The 22,619-nt window shown below is 66.2% G+C and carries 21 protein-coding genes and 1 tRNA gene; 13 read left to right on the plus strand and 9 right to left on the minus strand.

Annotated elements, in window-relative coordinates; genetic code table 11:
* Nucleotides 1-5 precede the first annotated feature (5 nt).
* From OVA13_RS15535 to OVA13_RS15550, 4 genes are all read left to right on the plus strand, one after another.
* A complete protein-coding gene (locus tag OVA13_RS15535) occupies nucleotides 6-1,067 on the plus strand; it encodes a glycosyltransferase (RefSeq protein WP_267791360.1) in 1,062 nt (353 codons plus the stop codon).
* Nucleotides 1,068-1,131: 64 nt separating this feature from the next.
* Nucleotides 1,132-1,950, plus strand: coding sequence for a glycosyltransferase family 2 protein (locus OVA13_RS15540; protein ID WP_267791361.1), 819 nt, complete (start codon nucleotides 1,132-1,134; stop codon nucleotides 1,948-1,950).
* Nucleotides 1,947-3,008 carry a CDP-glycerol glycerophosphotransferase family protein gene (locus tag OVA13_RS15545; RefSeq protein WP_267791362.1) on the plus strand — a complete coding sequence of 354 codons (1,062 nt, stop codon included), beginning with the start codon at nucleotides 1,947-1,949 and terminating at the stop codon, nucleotides 3,006-3,008. The genes OVA13_RS15540 and OVA13_RS15545 overlap by 4 nt, the downstream gene beginning before the upstream one ends.
* Nucleotides 3,009-3,102: 94 nt before the next feature.
* Complete coding sequence (locus OVA13_RS15550) at nucleotides 3,103-3,927, plus strand: glycosyltransferase family 2 protein (protein ID WP_267791363.1); 825 nt, start codon at nucleotides 3,103-3,105, stop codon at nucleotides 3,925-3,927.
* Here the strand turns inward: OVA13_RS15550 and OVA13_RS15555 are convergent.
* The 6 genes from OVA13_RS15555 to OVA13_RS15580 all read right to left on the minus strand — a co-directional run bounded on the left by OVA13_RS15555 (nucleotide 3,903) and on the right by OVA13_RS15580 (nucleotide 10,253).
* Entirely contained in the window at nucleotides 3,903-4,961 is a 1,059-nt protein-coding gene (locus OVA13_RS15555; protein WP_267791364.1) for a glycosyltransferase family 9 protein, read from the minus strand. The two genes, OVA13_RS15550 and OVA13_RS15555, sit on opposite strands and share 25 nt — an antisense overlap.
* Nucleotides 4,962-5,004: 43 nt before the next feature.
* The gene (locus OVA13_RS15560) at nucleotides 5,005-5,754 is read right to left on the minus strand and encodes a glycosyltransferase family 2 protein (RefSeq protein WP_267791365.1); all 750 of its coding nucleotides are present in this window, start codon (nucleotides 5,752-5,754) and stop codon (nucleotides 5,005-5,007) included.
* Nucleotides 5,755-5,840: 86 nt separating this feature from the next.
* Nucleotides 5,841-7,355 carry a PH domain-containing protein gene (locus tag OVA13_RS15565; RefSeq protein ID WP_267791366.1) on the minus strand — a complete coding sequence of 505 codons (1,515 nt, stop codon included), beginning with the start codon at nucleotides 7,353-7,355 and terminating at the stop codon, nucleotides 5,841-5,843.
* Nucleotides 7,355-7,885: a PH domain-containing protein gene (locus OVA13_RS15570; RefSeq protein WP_267791367.1), complete on the minus strand. Its 531-nt coding sequence runs from the start codon at nucleotides 7,883-7,885 to the stop codon at nucleotides 7,355-7,357. Before OVA13_RS15570 ends, OVA13_RS15565 begins: the two co-directional genes overlap by 1 nt.
* Nucleotides 7,882-9,321: an SEL1-like repeat protein gene (locus tag OVA13_RS15575; protein WP_267791368.1), complete on the minus strand. Its 1,440-nt coding sequence runs from the start codon at nucleotides 9,319-9,321 to the stop codon at nucleotides 7,882-7,884. Before OVA13_RS15575 ends, OVA13_RS15570 begins: the two co-directional genes overlap by 4 nt.
* A 20-nt stretch (nucleotides 9,322-9,341) precedes the next feature.
* On the minus strand, nucleotides 9,342-10,253 hold the full coding sequence (locus OVA13_RS15580; protein ID WP_267791369.1) for a lauroyl acyltransferase: 912 nt from the start codon (nucleotides 10,251-10,253) through the stop codon (nucleotides 9,342-9,344).
* 103 nt (nucleotides 10,254-10,356) lie between these two features.
* On the opposite strand from OVA13_RS15580, the gene dtd reads away from it, so the two are divergent.
* The 5 genes from dtd to OVA13_RS15605 all read left to right on the plus strand — a co-directional run bounded on the left by dtd (nucleotide 10,357) and on the right by OVA13_RS15605 (nucleotide 16,452).
* Nucleotides 10,357-10,797 (plus strand): D-aminoacyl-tRNA deacylase, encoded by a 441-nt coding sequence (gene dtd, locus OVA13_RS15585; RefSeq protein ID WP_267791370.1) that lies wholly within the window; start codon nucleotides 10,357-10,359, stop codon nucleotides 10,795-10,797.
* Nucleotides 10,798-10,894: 97 nt separating this feature from the next.
* Nucleotides 10,895-12,751: an RNA polymerase sigma factor RpoD gene (gene rpoD, locus OVA13_RS15590; RefSeq protein WP_267791371.1), complete on the plus strand. Its 1,857-nt coding sequence runs from the start codon at nucleotides 10,895-10,897 to the stop codon at nucleotides 12,749-12,751.
* 187 nt (nucleotides 12,752-12,938) lie between these two features.
* On the plus strand, nucleotides 12,939-14,450 hold the full coding sequence (locus OVA13_RS15595; RefSeq protein WP_267791372.1) for an OpgD/OpgG family glucan biosynthesis protein: 1,512 nt from the start codon (nucleotides 12,939-12,941) through the stop codon (nucleotides 14,448-14,450).
* Nucleotides 14,451-14,454: 4 nt separating this feature from the next.
* Nucleotides 14,455-16,386, plus strand: a complete 1,932-nt coding sequence (gene mdoH / locus OVA13_RS15600; RefSeq protein ID WP_267791373.1) for a glucans biosynthesis glucosyltransferase MdoH — start codon at nucleotides 14,455-14,457, stop codon at nucleotides 16,384-16,386.
* Nucleotides 16,377-16,452, plus strand: a tRNA-Ile gene (locus tag OVA13_RS15605). Before mdoH ends, OVA13_RS15605 begins: the two co-directional genes overlap by 10 nt.
* Nucleotides 16,453-16,725: 273 nt before the next feature.
* Here OVA13_RS15605 and OVA13_RS15610 read toward each other — a convergent pair.
* Nucleotides 16,726-17,079, minus strand: a complete 354-nt coding sequence (locus OVA13_RS15610; protein WP_267791374.1) for a nuclear transport factor 2 family protein — start codon at nucleotides 17,077-17,079, stop codon at nucleotides 16,726-16,728.
* Between the two features lie 204 nt (nucleotides 17,080-17,283).
* Complete coding sequence (locus tag OVA13_RS15615; protein WP_267791375.1) at nucleotides 17,284-18,180, minus strand: LysR family transcriptional regulator; 897 nt, start codon at nucleotides 18,178-18,180, stop codon at nucleotides 17,284-17,286.
* Nucleotides 18,181-18,295: 115 nt separating this feature from the next.
* On the opposite strand from OVA13_RS15615, the gene OVA13_RS15620 reads away from it, so the two are divergent.
* The 4 genes from OVA13_RS15620 (at nucleotide 18,296) to OVA13_RS15635 (ending at nucleotide 21,672) form a co-directional block, all read left to right on the plus strand.
* On the plus strand, nucleotides 18,296-18,691 hold the full coding sequence (locus OVA13_RS15620; RefSeq protein WP_267791376.1) for a RidA family protein: 396 nt from the start codon (nucleotides 18,296-18,298) through the stop codon (nucleotides 18,689-18,691).
* Between the two features lie 180 nt (nucleotides 18,692-18,871).
* Nucleotides 18,872-19,678: an NAD(P)H-dependent oxidoreductase gene (locus OVA13_RS15625; RefSeq protein WP_267791377.1), complete on the plus strand. Its 807-nt coding sequence runs from the start codon at nucleotides 18,872-18,874 to the stop codon at nucleotides 19,676-19,678.
* 301 nt (nucleotides 19,679-19,979) lie between these two features.
* Complete coding sequence (locus tag OVA13_RS15630) at nucleotides 19,980-20,627, plus strand: hydrolase (RefSeq protein WP_267791378.1); 648 nt, start codon at nucleotides 19,980-19,982, stop codon at nucleotides 20,625-20,627.
* Nucleotides 20,628-20,784: 157 nt separating this feature from the next.
* Nucleotides 20,785-21,672: a pirin family protein gene (locus OVA13_RS15635; protein ID WP_267791379.1), complete on the plus strand. Its 888-nt coding sequence runs from the start codon at nucleotides 20,785-20,787 to the stop codon at nucleotides 21,670-21,672.
* On the opposite strand, the gene OVA13_RS15640 is transcribed toward OVA13_RS15635, so the two are convergent.
* On the minus strand, nucleotides 21,655-22,596 hold the full coding sequence (locus OVA13_RS15640) for a LysR family transcriptional regulator (protein WP_267791380.1): 942 nt from the start codon (nucleotides 22,594-22,596) through the stop codon (nucleotides 21,655-21,657). The genes OVA13_RS15635 and OVA13_RS15640 overlap by 18 nt on opposite strands.
* Nucleotides 22,597-22,619: the final 23 nt, after the last annotated feature.

The raw sequence follows: 22,619 nt of genomic DNA on the forward strand, positions 1-22,619 counted from the left end.
TGCCCATGCTGCGCGTCAACCTGATTGCATGGGACAACGGCGTTGGCCTGAGCCGCGACCTGCGGCTGATCGCCACGGTACTCCGGGACGCCGGCATGAGTGTGGACATCCAGCCGGGCCAGGGGCGCGGCAAGTTGCGCAAGTGGTTCGGGCCCTGGGCGCGTCGCCTGCGGATCGGTTGGCATCGGCTGCGGCGGCGACCGCGCTTCGACCTGAACCTGATGCTGGAACACATCCGCCCCGAGCTGCTCGGGGCCGCGCACTGCAACGCTTTCATCCCCAATCCGGAGTGGTGCCTGCCGCGCGACGTGAAGCGCCTCAAGCGCATGGACCACGTGCTGGCCAAGACAGACCATGCCGTCGACATTTTCGGGCACCGGGGGTGTCGCGTGGCACCCATCGGCTTCACCAGCGTCGATCGCCATGACGCCGGGGTGCCCAGGCAGCGTACCTTCTTCCATCTGGCCGGGCGCAGCAGTGCCAAGCGCACCAGGCTGGTACTGGAAACCTGGGCGCGCCATCCCGAATGGCCCACCCTGACGGTGGTGCAGCACCCGCACAAGGCACGCTACCGTCCCGTAGCGGCCAATATCGTGCATCGCATCGACTATGTCGACGACGCGGAACTGCAGCAGCTGCAGAACGAAAACCTGTTCCATCTGTGTCCATCGGAAACCGAAGGGTTCGGCCACTACCTGGTCGAAGCGCTCAGCGTGGGCGCGGTGACGCTGACCACGGATGCCGAACCGATGAACGAACTGGTCACGCCCGAGCGCGGATTGCTGATCCCGTTCGCGACCACGCAGCCACAGCAGCTCGCCACGCGCTACCAGATCGATGCCGATGCGCTCGAGGCGGCCGTTGAAGCGGCGCTGGCCTTGAGTGACGAGGACATCGCCGCCCGATCCCAGGCGGCACGGGCGTTTTTCCTGGACAACGATGCCGCGTTCCGCGGCCGGCTGGTGGAAGCGGTCGCAGCGGCAGCCAGGCGTCCGGACATGCTGGGCGCAGGCGTCCGAGCGACGACGGGTGCCGGCTTGCAGCCACAGGTTGCCCCGACGGCCTGACGCGTCGCCCGCCGGGCGGCCGCTGCATGGAAGCCACGCGTGTGCGATGGCTTAGAATCCCGCCATGCCGCTCTTGCCGATTTCCCTGGTCGTCATCACCCACAACGAAGCCGCCAGGATCGGGCGGTGCCTGGACAGCGTGCCATTCGCAGCCGAAAAGCTGGTGGTGGACAGTGGCAGCACGGACGACACGCGCGCCGTCGCGCAGGCCCACGGCGCACGCGTCGTGCACCAGGACTGGCTGGGCTTCGGCCCGCAGCGCAATGCCGCCTCCACCCATGCCGCCCATGACTGGATCCTGGTGCTGGATGCGGATGAATTCCTTTCGGAAGAACTGGCCCGTCAACTCGAGGTCGGCCTGCCCGCGCTGATGGCGTCGTCGCGCGCGGGCGCGTGGCTGCGTCGCCGTACCTGGTTCATGGGCGCGCCGATGCGCTGGTACCGGCCGATGGTCGGCGAACGCTCGGCGCGCATCTACCACCGCGACCGCGCGCGCTGGTCCGACGCGCGCGTGCATGAATCCCTGCGTTTCCAAGGGGAGACCATCGAGTTCAAGGCGCCGTTCAACCATCTGCACAACCCCACGCTGGTGCACAAGCAGCTGAAAGTGCTGCGCTACTCCGAACTGAAGACGCGCGACTGGTACGAACGCCGCCGGCCTGTCCGCATGTGGATGAGTCCGCTGGTCTTTTTCGCCGCGTTCGTGAAGGACTACGTCATCCGGCTGGGCATGCTGGACGGCTGGCGTGGCTTCGTCATTTCGCAACTCGGTGCCAGCTATGCCATCTACAAGCGCATGCGCTACTACGAGATGACCCGCAACCCGCACTCGCGCGAGCTGGCGCGGCAGGAACTGGTCAAGCACGGGCTGGAGCGCGAATGAGCGGGCATGACTACCTGCTCTATGGTTCCGAGCGTTATGCATTGCCCATCCTGCAGCCCATGGCGGACGCACTGCTGCGCCAGGGGCATCGGGTGCATGCGTGGTTCGTGGAGGGCGCGGCCGGGCTGAGCCTGCCGGCGCCGGTGCGCGACATCGGCCTGCGCGAGGCCGTCGCGTTGCGGCCCCGCGCGGTCTTCAGCGCGTCCAATGAAGTGCCCGGCTTCGTCAGCGGCGCCAAGGTGCAGCTCTTCCACGGGTTCAACGTGCAGAAGCGCGACGATGCCCGCGGCCATTTCCGCATCCGCGGCCTGTTCGATCTGTACTGCACGCAGGGGCCTGCGACCACGCGGCCGTTCCGCGAACTTCAGCAGCGGCTGGGCCACTTCGCCGTCGTCGAAACCGGTTGGCCCAAGCTCGATCCACTGTTCCGCGACGACGGCGGGCAGGCGGCGCGGATGCGCGCAGCAGCCGATGGGCGTCCCGTGGTGCTGTCCGGGTCGACCTTCACCGAGCGCCTGTCGGCGGCACCGCACCTGCTGCCGGTCATCGCCGACGAGATCGCGCGCGGCCGCTTCTACTGGCTGCTGACGCTGCACCCGAAATGTCCGCCTGCCCTGTTTGACAGCTACCGGGTACTGGCCGGCGCGAATGCGTGCTTCGTGGAGCCCGAACAGCTGGTGACCGCCGAGCGTGCCGCGGACGTGCTGGTCGCCGACACCAGCTCGATCGTGTCGGAAATGCTGGCCCAGGCCAAGCCGGTGGTGACGTTCCGCAACCGCGCGCCGAAACCACACATGCTCGACTTCACCGATCCCGCCGCATTGCCGGCAATGCTGGACCAGGCATTCGCACCGGACGAGGCGCTTCGTGCACGCATCTCGGCCTATGCCGACGAGATCCATCCCTATCGCGACGGCCTGTCGTCCGAACGGGTCATCGAGGCCACCGAGGCGCTGCTGGCGGGCCGGCTGGGCGCGTTGAAGCGCAAGCCGCTCGCCGCCGCCTGGCGGAACCTGCAGATAAGGCATGCGCTGGGGTACTGGGGGCCGGGTGCGTGAGCGGATGGCGACGGATGGCGATGTCCTGTCATCCCATGATTCGATAATTGGCACGGACAACCTTGGCCTGCCATCCGATCTGGGGATCACACCGGTGGAACGCGTCCTCCCGGTCTCTGTCATTGTCAGTACCTACAACGCCGAGGCCTGGCTGGAAAAGGTCCTGCACGGCTATCTGCACCAGACGTGGCCGCACTTCGAGCTGATCATTGCCGACGATGGTTCACGGCCGTCCACCCGCGCGCTGGTGGAGCGGTTCGCCGCCGGTTTCCCGGTGCCGCTGCGCCATGTCTGGCATCCGGACGAGGGATACCGGCGGCAGGAAATCCTCAACCGCGCCATCCCGCTGGCCGCACACGACTACCTGCTGTTCACCGATGGTGACTGCATACCACGCAGGGATTTCGTGCAGGTGCACGCGCGACTGGCCGAGCCGGGGCGTTTCCTGTCCGGGGGTTACTGCAAGCTGGGGATGGCGGTGAGCGAGGCGATCGAGGCCGACGATATCCGCGCGGGACGCTGCTTCGACCTGGGGTGGCTGCGTACGCGCGAGCAGCCGGGATTCTCGAACACGATGAAACTGGGGGCGGGCCGCGTGGCGGCGCTGCTGGACCACGTCACGCCCGCGCGCGCGACGTTCAACAACTGCAATTCATCGGTGTGGAAGGCGGACCTGCTGGCGGTCAACGGCTACGACGAGCGCATGAAGTACGGCGGGCCGGATCGCGAACTCGGCGAACGCCTGGAGAACCGCGGCATCCGGGGCAAGCAGATCCGGCACCGCGCGGTCTGCGTGCACCTGGATCACGCCCGCGCCTACAAGACGCAGGAGTCCCTGCAGCGCAACCGCGAGATCCGCGCGCAGACCCGTGCCACGCGCGCCACGTGGACCGCTTACGGCATCAGCAAGTCGACCTGAGGCCGTACCGGCAGCCGGCGCCAGGCGGCCACCACGTCCGCCACGGGGATGTCCCGCACGCGACTGGCTTCTCCCTTCTCGCCACCCAGGACGTGGATGGGCCCCGGTCCGATGGGGCGCCACTTCTCCGGCGACGCCGCGCCGAACATCACCACCAGTGGGCAGGCGAGTGCGGCAGCGGCGTGGGCCGGGCCGGTGTCCACCGACACCAGGCTGTGCGCCTGCTGGAGCAGCGCCAACAGGCGCGGTACCGGCAGTTCGCGCGCCGCGTTGAACATGCGCGCATCCTTGCCGGCCGCGTCACGGATTTCTTCCAGCACGCCATGTTCGGCCGGCGAGCCGCACAGCACGATCTTCGTGAGCGGCTGTTCCTGCCAGATCGCGTCGGCGACCGCCGCCCACGATGCGGGGGGCCAGTACTTGGGGTGCGACGAGGTCGCGATGTTGCCGCGCTTGTGGGTGCGCTTGTTGCCAGGCTGGAACAGCACCACCGGTCCTTCCAGCCGATTGACCGTGCGCCATGACGCCAGGTCGCGCCGGTCGTCGTCGGTCACGTGCAGCAGGGGGAAGCGGAAGACGCCCGGGTCCGGCACCTCGCGCGTCGGGTAGGGCTGCATCGGGTCGCGCATGCCCATCTGCAACCAGCGGTCCGGCCACAGGTGCAGGCCCGCCCTCGCGACGTCGTCGGGCGAGGGCCGGTGCACGATGTCCTCTGGCGGAATCCCCGCCCGCGCCACCAACGCCAGCATCGCCGGGTTGCTGTCGCAGCAGTAGACCGGGCCGCGCCCGCGCTTCTTCAGCCAGTGCACCAGCGCCCACTGGCTGGGACACAACCAGTAAGGCGTGTTGCGGCTGGTGATCAGCTGCAGGCGGCCCACTGCCGGCTCGCGCTCCAGGAGCGGTCGCGTCCAGTCGCCCGCTCCCACCACGTCGATCTTCTCGCCGTAGCGTGCATGCAACAGGCGGAGGATCGGGGTCAGCAGGACCACGTCGCCCAGCGCACCGCAGCGGATCACCAGTGGACGCGCACTCATGCGGCACAGCCCTGCAGGGCGAAGGCATCAGGAATCAGGGTCATCATGTCGGCCTTCCGAGTGCGTGCAGGTGCTGGTACTTCTCTATCACGGCGCGTGCGTGGCTGGCGTGGAAGAGCCAACCCTCGCGCCCGTCCCGCCACGCCGCGCGCAGCACATACATCTTGAGCCAGTAGGCCGCGGCGTGTGTCCACGGACTCATGCGCCCGCAGCGCTTGCCGTCGGCATGGCGCTGCTCGGCCCAGAGCCGGGCATAGCGGCTGTTCTTGGCGCGGTGCGCCTGCAGCGAGCGGGCTGTGTTGTGCTCGATGACCGCTTCGCACGCCGCCACGCGCTTGCCGCGCAGGTCGGGACGTTCGTGCACGCGCATGGGCAGGTAGCGATGGTCCGGGCGGACAAGGCGTTCGGTCCACTCATGCCCGCTCAGCCGCCTGCCCAGGAACCAGTTGCGACGGCGCAACCGCCAGACGTCGGCCTGCTCGACGCGTCCGCTGGCGAACAGCTCGCGCAGCTGTCGCGCGCCGCCCTCGGCCAGCCATTCGTCTGCATCCAGCAGCAGCAGCCACGGCTGGCGCGCGCGTGCGATGGCCTCATTCTTCTGGGCGGCAAACCCGAGCCACGCCTGGTGCTCGACCCGTGCGCCTGCGCGCCGCGCCACCTCGACGGTGTCGTCATCCGAACCGCAGTCCAGCACCAGGATCTCGCTGCAGATCTCCTGCATGGACGCGAGGCAACGACCGATGCGGTCGGCCTCGTTCCTGGTGATGACAACGCCGGAGAGGGGAAGCAGCATGGGCAGGACCTGTTCGGTTGCCCCATTTTCGCCTGCCGGATGCGTCAGTGGCGAGACGGCGCCGCCCGTTCCGGGCCGGCCCGTCGTCACCAGCGCAGGCGACGATGGGCGAGGGCGGCGGACAGGCGTTGGTAAAGCGCCTGGGCTTCGGCTTCCGGCAGGAAGCGCAGGCGCAGCGGTGGCGCCAGGCCATTGGCACCCGCCGTATCCAGCCATAGCGTGGACGTGCCGCAGCGTCGGTCCAGCGGCGAACGGGTCAGTCGCAGTGCCTGCAGCTTGTCGACTTCCGCGAAGCGCCAATAGCGCGACCACCAGCCGATGCGCACGGCGACCAGGTGCTCGTCCGCGGCGTAGCCCATGCGCTGCGCGCTGCGCCAGGAGGCATAGGCGGCGAACGCCAGCCATGCCAGCGCCAGCAACGACCATGCGCCGACATGCCACCAGGCCGTGATGCCGAGCGGAAGCACGACGACCGCAGTGGGCAGGAACAGGCGCCAGCGACTGGACGGTGGCACCCCCTTCCAGTCGTCGCGCGGCCATTGCGCGCCGGGGAGCAGGTGCCTGACCAGTGCATCGCAGGCACCGGGCGTGGCGACGGGCGCCAGGTCCTTCAGTGCACGCTGGTCGCCCTGGTTGGCTTTCTCCGCCACGGCCGTGTCGATGCGCAGCGAGCGGCGGTGGAAGAACCGGTGCAGCACGCCCTCGTGCAGCGTCCACGCCTGGATGCGCCGGCGCGACACGCTGGTGCGAAGTCGTGCCAGCAGGCCGCGCTCCACCATCAGCCGGCGCGCATCCTCGCTCAGTCGGAATCCGTGGAACTGCAGCAGTGCCAGCGCCACGGAGAGCAGGCGCACCAGCAGCATGGCCAGGCCCACCAGGCCGATGGCAGTGGCAGCGGTGGCCATCCAGCCCAGTTGCAGCCGATCGGCGTAGCCGAAGATTTCCCGGCCGGACTGCTTGATGGCGTCTTCAATGACATTGTCGGGCAGGACCTGCCACGCGGCGCCGAAGGCCGCCGCCACCACGATCATGCCGCGGTTGGAGATCAGTCCCAGCCGCACCACGTCGGCGGTGGACATCACCAGCAGGGTATCGTCGGGCGCCGCGTGCGCGTGCGTCGCGTCGGCCAGCGTGGCGTGTTCGCCCTGGTGGCGGACGAGATGTTCCAGTGCCAGCGCATCCGCCATGCCCAGCACGCGCATCTGGGCTTCGGGTTTCTGGCCACCCGCGGATTCGAGGCGTACTTCGGCGACACCGAATACCCGGTGCAGCAGGGACTGGTGCACCACCACGTTGTGGATGCGCGAGAACGGAATCTCGCGCTGCGTGCGGTGCAGCCATCCCTCGCGTACGGTCAGGCCGTCGCGCCCCACCCGGTAGCGGTAGGTGAAGTACTGCACGATGGACAGCAGGACCAGCACGCCGATGCCGATGACGGGCGCGAATTCCGCCCAGAGGCCGCCACGGTCATTGCGGCCCCCGAAGATGACCAGCGCCACCAGCGGAATGATGAACTGCTTCAGCTGTTGCAGCAGCACGAACAGCCACGACCAGGCATGCAGTCGGCGCTCCGCGCCGGAAGGGTGTGCGGCGCCTTCCATCACAGGGCGTCGTCGTGGTCCAGCTGGTGGGCCAGCCGGTCGCGCAGGCGTTCCGCATCGGCGGCGTCCAGCCCGGGGACGGACAGCGCGGCCATCCTGGTGCCCGCGGTGTGCACCACCAGGGTCGACAGGGTCAGGCTGCGCTCCAGCGGACCGCGCTTCAGGTCCAGGTGCTGCACGCGCGAGAGCGGGACGAGTGTTTCGCTGCGCCACCAGTTGCCCCGCCGCAACGCGAAGCCTTCGTCATCCAGCTTCCACGCTATCCGCCGGTGCCGGCGGATGCCCACCCATGCGCCGATCACCGCACCCAGCAGGACGGCGACCGGGACGACCAGCCAGGGCGAGGCCACGTGGCTTGCCCGGCTCAGGAAGAACGACAGGAAACCGAACGGAAACACCAGCGCCATCGCGCTGCCGAGCGCGGCCAGCGTGGCGCCGCGCGGAGGCAGCGGTTGCCAGGTGGCGCCGGCATGCAAGGCGGGTTCGGCAGCGGACTCGCGCTGCGCTCCGGAGTCGGTTGGGATGATCATTCGTGTGGAAGCTCGTACATGTTGTAGTCCTGCACCCAGTCCTGCCCTTTGCGATAGATCGCAAGGCGCTGCTGCATGCGCCGGAGGGTAGCCGGTTTGGCATCCTCCAGGCGGGCGATGGCGCGTTGCTGATAATCGACCGCCTCGGCCGAGCGACCGGCGGCGGCCAGCGCGGCGGCCACGGTGTCGAGTTCGCTCGAGCTCAGGGTGTCGCGGGTGGCCATCATGTGGTCGGCCAGGGCGACCGCGCGCTGCGCATCGCGCTGCTCCTTCACCGGGCAGGTTGCCAGCACCCACACGCGGTTGTTGCGGGCACCGGTGACACCGGCGTCTTCGGCGCGGGCGCCCCACTGCTCCGCCAGCACGCAGTCGCGCGCCATCCCGCCCGCACCGTTGAAGTAGAGGCCACTGAGGTTGAGCATCGCCTCGGCGATGCCGCCCTCGGCCGCGCGCTGGGTGTGCACGGCCAATCGCTTGACCAGGTCGGGCGACATCGGCTTGCCCTTCTGCGGCGGATTGTCTTCCACCAGCAGGTGGATCAGCGCCGCCGCGGCGCGCGGCTGGCCGGCTTCGCTGGCCTTCTCCAGCCACTCGATGCCCCGTGGCCGATCCTGGGGAGCGGCGGCGGGAAGGCTGCCGGTGGCCAGCAGTGCACCGAGGCCCAACTGGGCCAGGCTGTCGCCCTCGGCGGCCTTCTTTTCCATCACCGCCACGCGTGTCTTGAGCACATCGTCATAGCGCGGCCAGCGCTCGTTGAGGCGCGTACGCGCGGCGGCGTCATCGCGCATGGGCTGGCCCAGCAGCGCCAGCAGCGGCGCTTCGCGATCAGGTCCCATGAAGTACGACAGGATCGCCTGCATCATGTCGTCCTCGCTGATGCCGCTGCGCTGCATCTGCTGCTGCAGCAACGTGGTCTCGTTGATGACCATGGACTCGACGCGCACCTTCCAGCGGCCCCCGTCACGCACCAGTTCGGGGCCGAACATGAACTGCGTGCCGTTGGGTGGGCCCATTTCACCCATGGCCAGGTCCTCGCCGATCACCGTGACGTGGCTCAGGGAGGCCAGCGACTCGCCTTCATCCGGCGCGGCGACACCGCACCAGTTCTCGCGCGTGCACAACGCCGCCACGGCCGTGTCGTCCAATGCGGCCAGTGCATCCGCCTGCTGGGTCGCGCGGAAGGCATAGACGATGGCGCGGTCGGACATCGGCACCCGGCGCAACTGCGCGGACGATGCGTACAGCGCCGCGTCCCGCAGGAATCCGTAGTGCTTCAGGCTGGAGGGTGCCAGCCATTCGACGGAGGCCTCCTTGCCCTCGCTGCTGAGGCTGGCGTAGCGGTCCCACGCCTTGCTGACGGCATTCATCTGGGCCAGGTCGTCCCCGGCCGTCGCCGGCGCGGCCATCAGCCACGCCAGCAGTATCCATCCACGCATTCCGATCCCCCGATCCCCGACTATCGATAGAGGTCGTGGTAAGGATTCTCCTCGCCACTCCCTGGTGGCCGCAGCGTATAGCGTTTATAGGTCCACTGGTACTGCGCCGGGTCGCGTGCCGCGATGCGTTCCACCGCCAGGTTGAGCGCGGCCACGGCGACTTTCGGATCGGCATCGGCGATGGCCGGCGGTGCCGGCTGCACGTGCAGCGCGAAGTCCGGCCCAGGGCCGATGCGCTCGCACCAGGCGAACAGCACCGTCGCGCCGGTGCGCTCGGCCAGTCGCGACACCAGCGTCATCGTCAGCGCCTGCTTGCCGAAGAACGGCGCGAACTCGCCGTCCCCCGCCTTCGGTTGCTGGTCGGGCAGGATGCCGACCGCGCCGCCGTCCTTGAGTACCTTCCACAGCTGCCGGACCGCCGGCCCTTCGGCGCGCACCTGGCGGATGTTCTCGGCGCCCCGCACGCGCAGCAGGAAGGCATCACCGGCCGCGGAGTCCGGCGGCCGGTAGACGATGGCGATGGGGCCGCGCGATGCCAGCCACTGGTTGAGCAGCTCCCAGTTGCCGAAATGCGGCGCCGCCACGATCACGCCCTTGCCGCTGGCCAGCGCGGCGTCGTACAGCGCCTCGCCGTGCCGCTCGCGCAGGCAGGCCAGGTTCTCTTCCACCGGCCGTGTCCAGAAGCGCAGTGTCTCCAGGGCCTGCCGCGCGGTGGTGCGCAGGATCGCGCGGTGCAGCTCCTCGCGCTGGCTCGGCAGCAGGTCCGGGTAGGCCAGTTCCAGGTTGCGGCGGGCGACGCGGCTCTCGCGCGCGTCGGCCTTGCGCCAGGCCCAGGCCATCGCGTCGCCCAGGGCACGCAACCAGGGCCAGGGCAATCGGCCGATCAGGGCGGCGGCGTGGTAGCCGAGGGCGGCGAGGAGGCTGGGCTTCATGCTGGGCAGTTTAGCCGGCGAGGGCGGGTGCGCTCCCGCCGGAAGGCTTTCCGCGGCAGGCGGCTATGCTTGCCTTCCTTTTCCGCGAGGCTTCGACGCCACCATGCTGTCCCTCATCCAGCGCGTCACCCGGGCATCGGTCACGGTCGAAGGCCAGGTGGTCGGCACCATCGGTCCCGGCCTGCTGGCGCTGGTCGCGGTGGAGCCCGGCGACACCGGGGCGCAGATCCAGCGCATGGCGGAGCGGCTGCTGGGATACCGCGTGTTCGCCGATGACGCCGGGCGCATGAACCGTTCCCTCGCCGATACAGGGGGCGGCCTGCTGCTGGTGAGTCAGTTCACATTGGCGGCCGACACGCGTTCAGGCATGCGCCCCAGCTTCACCACGGCCGCGCCGCCGGACGAGGCTGAACGCGGCTTCAACCAGCTGGTCGAAGCCTGCCGGCAGGCGCACCGGGGAGGGGTGGAAACCGGGCGCTTTGGCGCCCATATGGTCATCAGCCTGGTGAACGACGGGCCCGTGACCTTCCTGCTCCGCCCCTGACGTTGACCCACCAAGGGGCAGCGTTACGGGACTTGGAGCGGCCCGGGCTGGTATAATACTAGGTTCCTCCTTCTTCCCTGCCGGTGGCGCAACCTACATGGCCAACGAACGTCCTGCCCAGCAGTCCGACATCAAGCTCTTGATCAGCAAGGGCCTGGAGCAGGGCTATCTGACTTACGCCGAAGTCAACGATCATCTTCCCGACGACCTGGTCGATCCGGAACAGATCGAGGACATCATCGGCATGATCAACGGCATGGGCATCGATGTCCATGAAGTGGCACCCGATGCTGAAACCCTGCTGCTCGCCGATGGCAACACCGGCAACCGCGAAGTCGATGAAACCGCCGCCGAAGAAGCCGCGGCCGCGCTGACCTCGCTGGATACCGAAGGTGGTCGCACCACCGACCCGGTGCGCATGTACATGCGCGAGATGGGTACCGTCGAACTGCTGACGCGCGAAGGCGAAATCGCCATCGCCAAGCGCATCGAGGAAGGCCTCGGCCAGGTGCAGGCCTCGCTGGGCAACTTCCCGTGGTCGATCGAACTGCTGCTGGAAGAGTACGAACTGCACAAGACCGGCAAGAAGCGCCTGGCCGAAGTCGTGGTCGGCTTCAACGACGTCGAGGAACCGGTGGAAGAAGTGCCGGTGCCCGAAGAAGCCGTCGAAGCCGCTGACGACGCCGCCGACGACGAAGAAGAAGCCGCCGACGACGTGGCCGAGGAAGCGGGCCCGACCGGTCCGGATCCGGAAGAGGTCGCGCGCCGCATGCAGGCGCTGGCCGATGGCTATGCCAAGTTCAAGAAGTCGTACGCCAAGAACGGCGCCGACAACAAGGCCGTGGCCAAGCTGCGCACCGACCTGGCCGAAGTCTTCGTCACCCTGAAGCTGCCGCTGGCGCTGACCGACACGCTGGTGCGCAAGCTGCGCGAGGTCGTGGCGCAGGTGAAGGACCACGAGCGCCGCGTGCTGCACCTGTGCGCCAACGTCGCCAAGATGCCGCGCAAGGAATTCCTGCGCGCGTGGGAAGGCAACCAGACCAACCTGGGCTGGGTGGACGAAGTGCTGAAGCGCAAGCAGAAGTGGTCCTCCGGCCTGCGCGACGTCAAGGACCAGATCGTGTCCGAGCAGGAAGCCACCATCGCCATCGAACAGGCGATGCACCTGACCCTGGCCGACATCAAGGAAATCAGCCGTGCGATGGCCTATGGCGAAGCCAAGGCACGCAAGGCGAAGAAGGAAATGGTCGAGGCCAACCTGCGCCTGGTCATCTCCATCGCCAAGAAGTACACCAACCGCGGCCTGCAGTTCCTCGACCTGATCCAGGAAGGCAACATCGGCCTGATGAAGGCCGTGGACAAGTTCGAATACCGCCGCGGCTACAAGTTCTCGACCTACGCGACCTGGTGGATCCGACAGGCCATCACCCGCTCGATCGCCGACCAGGCGCGCACCATCCGCATCCCGGTGCACATGATCGAGACGATCAACAAGCTCAACCGCATTTCCCGCCAGATGCTCCAGCAGTATGGCCGCGAGGCCACGCCGGAAGAACTGGCCAAGGAAATGGACATGCCCGAGGACAAGATCCGCAAGGTGATGAAGATCGCGAAGGAACCGATCTCCATGGAAACCCCGATCGGCGACGACGAAGACTCCCACCTGGGCGACTTCATCGAGGACACCAACGTCGAATCCCCGATCGAGAACACCACCAACATCAACCTGTCGGAAACCGTCCGCGACGTGCTGGCCGGCCTGACGCCGCGCGAGGCCAAGGTGCTGCGCATGCGCTTCGGCATCGACATGAACACCGACCACACGCTGGAAGAAGTGGGCAAGCAGTTCGACGTGACCCGCGAGCGCATCCGCCAGATCGAGGCCAAGGCCCTGCGCAAGCTGCGTCACCCGAGCCGCAGCGAACAGCTGCGCAGCTTCCTCGACATCGACTGACGCGCCGTCCAGCGCGGCTGAAGAACGCGGCCCTCCGGGCCGCGTTTTTTTTGCCCCGTCGAAGGCACGGTTGAACCCGTCGGAAAGGTCGCCCTTGTCGCCATCCTCACGCGATCTTCACTAGACTCGCGCCTGTTTCCAACTACCCGGGGGATGCGTGGAGCGGAGAACCGTACTGCAAGCTGCCATGTCGTGTGCGCTGCTGGGCGCCGTGCGTCCGTTGCCGGCGTGGGCGATGGCGGGCCAGGCGTCGCCGGCGTCTTCCGCCTTCGACGCAGAGACGGTGCCGACCCTGGCACGCGAACTGTCCCGGCAGCCGTACCGTGCGCCAGACGAGTCCCTGCCCGCGTCGCTGGATACCGGATACGACGGCTACCGCGGCATCCGTTTCGATCCACGGCAGGCGATCTGGCGGAAGGAAGGCCTGCCTTTCCAGTTGCAGATGTTCCCGCGCGGCTTCCTGTTCAAGCAGCGGGTGGACCTGTGGCGCGTGGACCAGGCGCGCGCCTACCCGATCACCTATTCGTCGCGCCTGTTCGACTTCCCGGATGACGTGCGTCCCCCGCGGGGCGATGCGCTGGGGTTCGCGGGGCTGCGCGTGCACGCACGCCTCAACCGCCCGGACTATTTCGACGAGCTGATCGCGTTCCTGGGGGCGAGCTATTTCCGCGCGCTGGGCAAGGGACACGCTTACGGGCTTTCCGCGCGCGGCCTTGCCCTGGGCAGTGGCGACGCCACGCCGGAAGAGTTCCCGATATTCCGTGCATTCTGGGTGGAGCAGCCGACTCCGGCCGCCGATCACCTGGTGGTGCATGCATTGCTGGACAGTCCGAGCGTGGCCGGCGCGTTCCGTTTCGCGATCCGGCCCGGCGACGAGACGGTCATCGAGGTGCAATCGCGCCTGTATCCCCGCGTGGAGCTCACGCGTGCGGGCATTGCGCCGTTGACCAGCATGTTCGAGTTCGATGCCGGCGACCGCGTCGGCACGGATGACTATCGGCCCGCCGTGCATGACTCCGACGGGCTGGCCATCTTCAACGGCCAGCAGGAGCAGATCTGGCGGCCGCTCAGCAACCCGCCGCGCGTGCAGGCCAGCGCGTTCCAGGACGACAATCCACGCGGCTTCGGCCTGATGCAGCGCAAGCGCAGCTTCGCCGAGTATGTCGACATCGAGGCGCGCTACCACGAACGCCCCAGCCTGTGGATCGAACCGCAGGGCGCTTGGGGCAGGGGCGCGGTGACCCTGGTCGAGATACCCACGGGCAACGAGTACCACGACAACATCGTTGCCTTCTGGCGACCGGAAGAGCCCTTGCGTGCGGGCGGGGAATATCGCTTCGACTACCGCATGCACTGGTGCGACCAGCACAGCTGGCAGCCCGCGCTGGCTGTCGTCAGCGACACGCGCGTGGGTGCCGCACCCGATCCCGCCCGGCGTCTGGTCGTCATCGACCTGGCAGGGGGACGCCTTGCTTCCTTGCCGGAGGACGCGGCGGTGAAGACCGACGTCTGGGCCACGCGGGGCGAGATCTCCAACCCGGTGGCGTACCGCAACCCGCAGACCGGCGGCTGGCGGCTGAGCTTCGAGTTCCGGCCGAACGTGGAGCGCGAGGATGGGCGTGATGTCGAACTCCACGCGCGCCTGATGGATGCGCAGGGACCGCTTTCCGAAACCTGGCTGTACCGCTGGAGCATCTGACCTGATGGCTGAAACCGCACCCACCGTCACCGGCGATTGGCTGCCGCCGGAGTCGCCACTGGACATGCCCGTGCAGGACCTGCGTGACGGCGGACTCGCGCGACGCCACCTGGCAAGCACGCCCCGCGGCATGGCCTGGCGACGCGCGACCGTGCTGGGCGGCGCCGCGCTGTTGACCCTGGTGGCCACGTACCAGATCTGGTGGGTGCTGCGCGGCGACGGCATCGACATGCTGGAAGGCGTGCTGTTGGCGCTGTTCGTCGCCTTGTTCGCCTGGATCGCGCTGTCGTTCGTCAGCACCGTGGCGGGCTTCATCCTGGTGGTGGGGGGCTATCCGAACCGGCTGGACATCCAGGACGAGGGTCCGTTGCCCGTCCTTTCCACTCGCACCGCGTTGCTGATGCCGACCTACAACGAAGACCCGCACCGGTTGCTGGCGGGGTTGCAAGCCATCCACGAATCGGTGGCCGCCACCGGCCAGCTGGCGCAGTTCGATTTCTTCGTGCTCAGCGATACCACGCGCATGCAGGTCGCGCAGGAAGAGGCGCAGGCGTTCCGCGAACTTCGCGCGCGGCTGGGTGAGCGCCTGTTCTACCGGCGCCGCACGCAGAACACCGAACGCAAGGCCGGCAACATCGCCGACTGGGTGCGGCGTTTCGGCGGAGCCTATCCGCAGATGCTGATCCTGGATGCGGATAGCCTGATGACCGGCGACACCATCGTCCGGCTGGCGTCGGCGATGGAACGCCATCAGGACGTGGCGCTGATCCAGACCCTGCCGATGATCGTCAACGGACGCACGCTGTTCGCACGCATGCAGCAGTTCGCCGGGCGCGTATACGGGCCCGTGCTGGCCTACGGCGTGGCCTGGTGGCACGGTGCGGAAAGCAATTACTGGGGCCACAACGCGATCATCCGCACCGCGGCCTTCGCCGCCCACGCCGGACTGCCCGAACTGCGCGGCGGCAAGCCCTTCGCGGGCACCGTACTGAGCCATGATTTCGTCGAGGCCGCACTGCTGCGGCGGGGTGGGTGGGCGCTGCACATGGTGCCCGGCCTGGGAGGAAGCTACGAAGAAGGCCCGCCCTCGCTCAGCGACATGCTGGTACGCGACCGGCGCTGGTGCCAGGGCAACCTGCAGCACGGCGCGGTGCTGCCCACGCGTGGCCTGCACTGGATAAGCAGGATGCATCTGCTCATCGGCATCGGCCACTACTTCACCGCACCGATGTGGGCCATGCTCATGCTGATCGGCCTGGCGATTCCACTGCAGCAGGCCGGCTTCTCGCTTCACCAGGTCCATCTGGATGGCTTCACGCCGTCGACGTACTGGCGTGGTGGCAGCCCGGAACGCTTCCTGTGGGTGTTCTACTTCACGATGGGCGTGCTACTGGCGCCCAAGGTGATGGGCTGCCTGGCCACGATGCTGCAGCCGGCGACGCGACGCCTGTGTGGCGGCGCGCTGCGCATCGCGTTGGGTGCCGTGCTGGAGACGGGGCTGGCCGCACTGATGGCGCCGGTGACCATGTACGTGCAGTCGCGCGGCGTGGCGGAAGTGCTGGCCGGCAAGGATTCCGGCTGGGAAACGCAACGGCGTGACGACGGCAGCGTGCCGCTGTCCAGTCTGGTGCGCCGCTATGGCGGGCTGGGCGTGTTCGGGGCACTGGTCGGTACGCTGGCCTACTTCGTGTCGCCGGCATTGGCAGCGTGGATGTCGCCGGTGGTGCTGGGCATGGTGCTGGCCATTCCCGTCAACGTGCTGACGGCATCGCCTGCCATCGGCCAACGCCTTCGCCAATGGGGCCTGTTGCGCATCCCCGAAGAAATCGACCCGCCGCCGGTGCTGGCCCGCGCCATCGAACTCCGTACCCAACGCGCACCCGGCATCCCGTCGGCGGGGGCCTCCAGTACAATGGCCGTCACGGGGGGCCTATAGCTCAATGGTTAGAGCAGAGGACTCATAATCCTTTGGTTCCAGGTTCGAGTCCTGGTGGGCCCACCACGCATTGCACTGCAGTCGAAAGTTGGTTGTGCGATCAACCATGGTTTGCCCGTAATGGCCAAACTATCACGGACGTCCAAAAACACCGCCTCTTCACTGGATCGCAGCAGGGAATTGCGCCGGGCGGATCGCCGCTTCAGACCCATCGTGGACATCGATCGCGTCGGAGCTTCTCCGACGCGAAAGCGGCGCCCCTAGTGCCTGGATTCTCGAGCCTGAGACGCTTGGCGAATGAACGTGCCGAGACCCTCGCAAGAGGCTCGCAGAGTCGCATCACCCTGTTTCGATCGCGAACGCCCGCAGCTCTGCCAACTTGCCATCCTGGATGCGCCACAGGTCGCAATACCTGGAATGAACGCGACCGCGCTCCGGATCCTGCACCGTGATCTCGCCGTGCACTGCCAGCCAGTCATCTTCCACGATCCAGAGGTCCGCAGTGAAATGAGGAGGAGCGACGGCATAGGTGCGCTTCGCCCATGCCAACACCTCAGCTTTGCCGGTCAGGAGGGTATCGCCAACCATGTCCCAGCGGATGTCGTCGGTGCAGTACGCAAGAAATCCCTCTGGATTGCCCGCCGCCATCTCGGCATTTGCAGCCTCAAGGATCTCTTTCGCTGAATTCTTCATCGTGAACACTCCGGCATTGGTTGCCCGATCTTGCGCCTTCCACGGTGGACGCGACGTCATCATTTCGTGAGATGGAACCGGGCTGGAGGCTCGTGCCTTCGGGAAGGGAGGCCGTGGGCGTTCGAAAGGCGTATGGTTGGCGCAAGGGTCAAGCCAGGCCGATCATCCAAGCAGCACATTTCCAGCGGTCTGTGGCCAGGAAACTCAAACTGCTTCTGCGATCTGCTCGCGCAGCCATCGATGCGCCGGGTCGCGATGCACCCGTTCAGGCCAAACCATGACCATCTCGAAACCCGGCACGTCCAGTGGCGGCTCGACAACGCGCAGGGATGTATTGCCTTGTATCAATCGAGACGGAACAAGCGCTACCAGATCGCTACGTTCCAGGATGGTAACGAGGAAGAGGAAATGCGGTACCGACATCACCACACGTCTGGCCATGCCCAGCTTTGAAAGCGCCACGTCGGTGACACCTTGGAAGCCTCCGCCATCCGGCGACGCAATGACATGATCCAACTTGCAGAATTGTGCCAACGTCGGACGCCGCTTCAGTTGTGGATGATCCACGCGGCCGGCTAGCACATACCTCTCGGTAAACAGAGGCCGACTATGTAGTCCTTGTGGAGCTTCAGTAGCCGTCATAAGGGATAGATCGATCTCTCCCCGATCCGCCTTCGTCGCCACGTTTGCTGGCGCACTCTGCAGGATTGCCAGGCGCGAGCTTGGCGCGGCCGCGCGAAGCCTTGCTAGAGCAGGCAACAAGATGGTGAACTCGCCGTAGTCAAAGGCCGCTACTCGCCAAGTCTGCGTTGCCAGCCTGGGGTCGAAAGGGGTTGAGGGAAGGATTGCTTCCGTCAACGTCGCCAATGCGTGCCGCAGAGGCTCGCGTAGTTCGTTGGCTCGTGCGGTGGGCCGCATTCCGCGCGGGCCAGGAAGCAGTAGCGGATCGTCAAAGTATTCCCGTAGACGCGCCAGCTGCACGCTGACGGCCGGTTGGGACAGGTGCAGGCGTCGCGCAGCCCGTGTGACGTTCAGCTCGACAAGCAACGCGTCCAGCGTGATGAGCAGGTTGAGGTCCAAGCGCCGCAGGTAATTAATCATGTAAATACCAAGCATCCACAAAATTCATTTCAACTATAGCGGAGATATCTCCATCCTTGAGCAGACAGGCTCCATCCCGCGCTCAGGGCGCCTCCCGATATTCAGGAGCACTACGATGTCTTTGCGATCCATCCAGCCAACGAATCTTTGGGATTCCTCGCCTTATCTGTTCAGCCAGGTTGTGCAGGCGGATGAGCCTAGACGTTTGGCGTTCATTTCAGGACAGGTTGCGCTGTCAGCGGACGGCTTGCTGGTGGGTGAGGGCGATGTGGACGCTCAAATCAGACAGATCTTCACCAACCTGCGAGCGGCACTTGCCGGAGTGGGCGGCGCGCTGAGTGACATCGCGAGCGTAACGCTGTACGTGAAAGACGTCTCGTACCACAGGAATTACATGAATGTGCAGCGTGAGGAGTTCGCGGGGTGGCGACCCGCGGAAACGCTGGTTCAAGTTTCCGCACTGGCACTGCCGGAGTTGCTCGTAGAGATCCAAGCCATCGCTGTCCTTTAAGCCGAGCAGTGGTCACTCAACCAGCGACGGCATATGCACGAAATCTCCAGCGTGAGTGATGCTCAAGTCCTGTCATGTCTGCGACCTCTCCACACAGGCGTCGCCAGAGCAATGCGCTGAATGATCACGCATCCGACCTGCGATTCTGCAAAGCTTCCTTTCAAAATATAGTGCGAACTCATGAGCAAGACCGTCCTTATCATCTCTGCACAACCGGAGCCCACGTCGCTGACCCAGAGCTTGGCGAGGGTATCTCGCAAGTCCTTGGAGGCATCAGGCCACAAAGTTCTGGTGTCTGATCTCTACGCGATGCGTTGGAAGGCTGTACTTGACGTAGAAGACTTTCCTCATCGGGCGGACTTTAATCGCCTCTCCTTCGGTGCCGAATCGGCACATGCTTGCGCGACCAATCAGCAGGCAGTGGACATTACGACCGAGCAGCAAAAGGTGCTCGCCGCCGACGCCGTGATATTCCATTTTCCGCTGTGGTGGTATGGCATGCCCGCCATCATGAAGGGTTGGATTGACCGCGTATGGGCAGCGGGTCTAGCCCACCAGTACAAGAACGCGGGCAACACGTACCGCTACGGTGAGGGCGCATTCAAAGGGAAGCGCGCAGTGCTTGCAGTCTCTGCGGGTGGTCCCGAAACCGATTACGGGCCGAGGGGCATCAATGGTCCTATTGAGCAGCTGCTCTTTCCGGTGACTCACGGCTCGCTGCACTTCCCAGGCTTCGATGTGCTTCCAACCTTCACGGTCTATGGGGCGGGTCGCATGGAGGCTTCCGAAGTGGCGCATGCCGAAGCACGATGGGAGTCGCGTTTGAAGGGCTTGTTCACGGACGCGCCCATTCCCTTCCGTGCCCAGAACGGTGGCGACTATACGGAACGCTTCGAACTGAAGCCCAGCGTTGCGGTCGGACAAACCGGCCTTATGGCTCATATTGCCGCCACTGACGTCACGAAGAATCTTCAGGATTCGGCGTGAACACGCTCGTGATTCTCAATCGCTCGATCGCTTCGCCAGGCTCGAGTAGATCGTGCAGGGTTTCGCCTTCATCGCGAGCTCTCGTATAACCATGATTAATCAGCGCGATCGCGTAGGCGGCTCGACGCCAACTGCGATGACATCCCGGAATGCCTCCGTAGTGCCGCGTTCCCGCACCTGCGACAAAGCATGACACATGGCGCAACCAGCTGGATGCCGGAACAGATAGGGAAACTCTCCGCTCGCTCCAGCCTTACTCGGATAAGACCCCTGCAACGCTCTTCCCACACAGGAGACCGAAATGGCATTTCGCAATGGAATCAACTCGCTTCTTCATCCGGAAGATTCGGTGCTGCTGCTGATCGACCATCAACCGTATCAACTGGCGAACGTCAACAGTCACGATCCCCAAGCGGTGGTCAACAACACGACAGCCCTGGCCAAGACCGCGCGCGCCTTTGGTGTGCCCACCATCCTGACGAGCGTGCTCGCGGCGCGCGGGGGGCACCTTTTTCCCCATATCACGGACGTGTTTCCCGGGCAGGAGATCATCGACCGAACCTTCATCAATACCTGGGAGGACAGGAAGGTCGTCGATGCCGTCAAGGCGACCGGGCGGACGCAGTTGATCATCGCGGGCTTGTGGACAGAGATTTGTGTCGCCATGCCGGTCATCCATGCCTTGGGCGAGGGCTGGGACGTGACCGTGATTACCGACGCGTCTGGCGCCGTCTCGGTCGAGGCGCATCAGGTGGCCATCCAGCGCATGATCGCTGCTGGGGCCAACGTAATGACCTGGCTGGCGCTGGCCGCCGAGTGGCAGCGCGATTGGGCGCGCACCGAGCATGCGGCCGAACTTGCGGACGTGCTGAAGTACCACGTAGGAGGCAGCGGCATTGTCTACCTGTGGGAGCAGCAGTTGCTCGCTACGCCGGCAGGGTCGGTCTGACCGTTGCGCAGTCGAACACCGGGCCCAGCGCGGTGCATGTAGGCTGCCCGTCGGACGTGATTGCTGCATTCCCGGACGACTGACGTCCGCGATTCGTTCTACTCACCCTGCCGCCGCTGCTCTATCGTCGGTACCTACGATGGTTAGGACACCGCCCATGCATGCAGACGACACCACCGCCGCCCATGTGATCGAGGATGGGACGGACGCCGGCCCAAGAAAGATCGTGTTCCGTACCCGCGGAAGCAAGCATGGGCCGATAACCCGGCTGGTAAGTCCCTCCGATCTGGGTCAGGCGCTCAAGCCGTTCGTGTTCCTGGATCTTTTCGACACGCGGGACATGACGTCATTCCCCAAGTTCGGCTGGCATCCGCATTCGGGCATTGCGACGTTCACCTTCCTCCACGAAGGCGAGGTCGCTTACTCGGACTCGACGGGCAAAAGCGGGATCCTCCCCGAAGGAGGCGTCGAATGGATGCGGGCGGGAAACGGCGTGTGGCATACCGGCGCACCCGTGGGCGACGCGCCCAAGCTGGGCTTCCAGTTGTGGGTGGCGCTGCCTCCGACGGAGGAGAACGCGCCCCCGGAGAGCATCTACCTTGATCCCTGCCAGGTGCCGCAGCAGGGACCTGCCCGGATTCTGCTCGGTTCGCATGACGGGGTAGGCAGTGGCATCCCGGCGCCGGGCGACATGACCTACCTCGGCGTCACGTTGCGCGCCGGCGAGGAGTGGACCTACCTGCCGAGTCCCCGGCACGAGGTGGGCTGGCTTGCCGTCGCCACCGGGGTCTTGCGGGCCGGCGAACAGGTGAGCGCAGGCGAACTGGTCATCTTTGTGGATTCGGAGCAGCCCATCCGGATTACCGCCGACGAAGACACGGCGTTCGTCATCGGATCGGCAGCCCGTCATCCACACGATCTGTGGCTGGGCAACTATTCCGTGCACAGCAGTCGGGAGCGACTGGCCCAGGGCGAGGCCGAGATCCGCCGGCTCGGCATCGCCTTGCGGGATCAGGGACTTTTCAGATCAGCGGACCAGGGTTAGCGCCTCCCTGCCGCCGAACATCGTCGAGGGCGGTGTATGCGCAAGCCGCGCCGCCGCCAGGTCGATGAACTTGGAGACCGCCAGCGGAAGATGCTTCCGGCTGGGATACAGCACGCTCAGCCCGCGGCCCAGGCTCCAGTGGTCTTCAAGCACCCCCACCAGCCGCCCGGTTTCGAGTTCGGCCTTGACCGCTGGTGGCGGCAGCAGGGCGATCCCCAGCCCTTCCACCGCCGCACTTCGCAATGTCTGCACCGTACTGCCGCTCACGCGGATCGGCATTCGGATGCGCATGGCCTGCTGCCCATCGGTGGTCAGGGGCCAGCTGACGTAGCCGCCGGCATGCGGAACACTCACGGCGTGATGGCTCTGCAGTTCCTCCGGGCTGGACGGCATGCCGAATGCGCCCAGATATCGCGGGCTGGCCACCAGGCGCATCCGGTTGGGCGCCACCAGCTGGCGCCCGACGTAGGCCGAGTCTTCCAGCACGCCCTCGCGGAAGGCCACGTCGATACGCTCGGCGATGAGTTCCGACTTGCCGTCGCTCACCACGAAGTCCAGACGCACGTGGGGGTGCTGCGCGAGGAATTCCGCCACCCATGCCATCTTGAAACAGTCGAAGAAGTCCGCCGGGACGCCGACCCTGATCAGGCCGCATGCCTGCTCACTGCCCATCATCGCTTCACGGCCCGCCTCCATCAGCCCGTCCACCTGGCCGACACACCGCTCGTAGAAGGATTTCCCGGCATCAGTCAGGGACAGCTGGCGCGTTGAGCGATGCATCAGTCGCGTGCCGATGCGGTCCTCGAGCTGCTGGACGCGCCGGCTGAGCGTGTTGGCGGGCACGTCCAGCTGCCTCGCTGCGGCGGCAAAACTTCCTTGCCGCACGACTTCGACGAATATCACCACGTTGTTCAGATCAAGCATGGGGCCTCCCAAGTACGGGTGTG

The sequence above is a fragment of the Pseudoxanthomonas sp. SL93 genome (assembly GCF_026625825.1).
Classification (GTDB): domain Bacteria; phylum Pseudomonadota; class Gammaproteobacteria; order Xanthomonadales; family Xanthomonadaceae; genus Pseudoxanthomonas_A.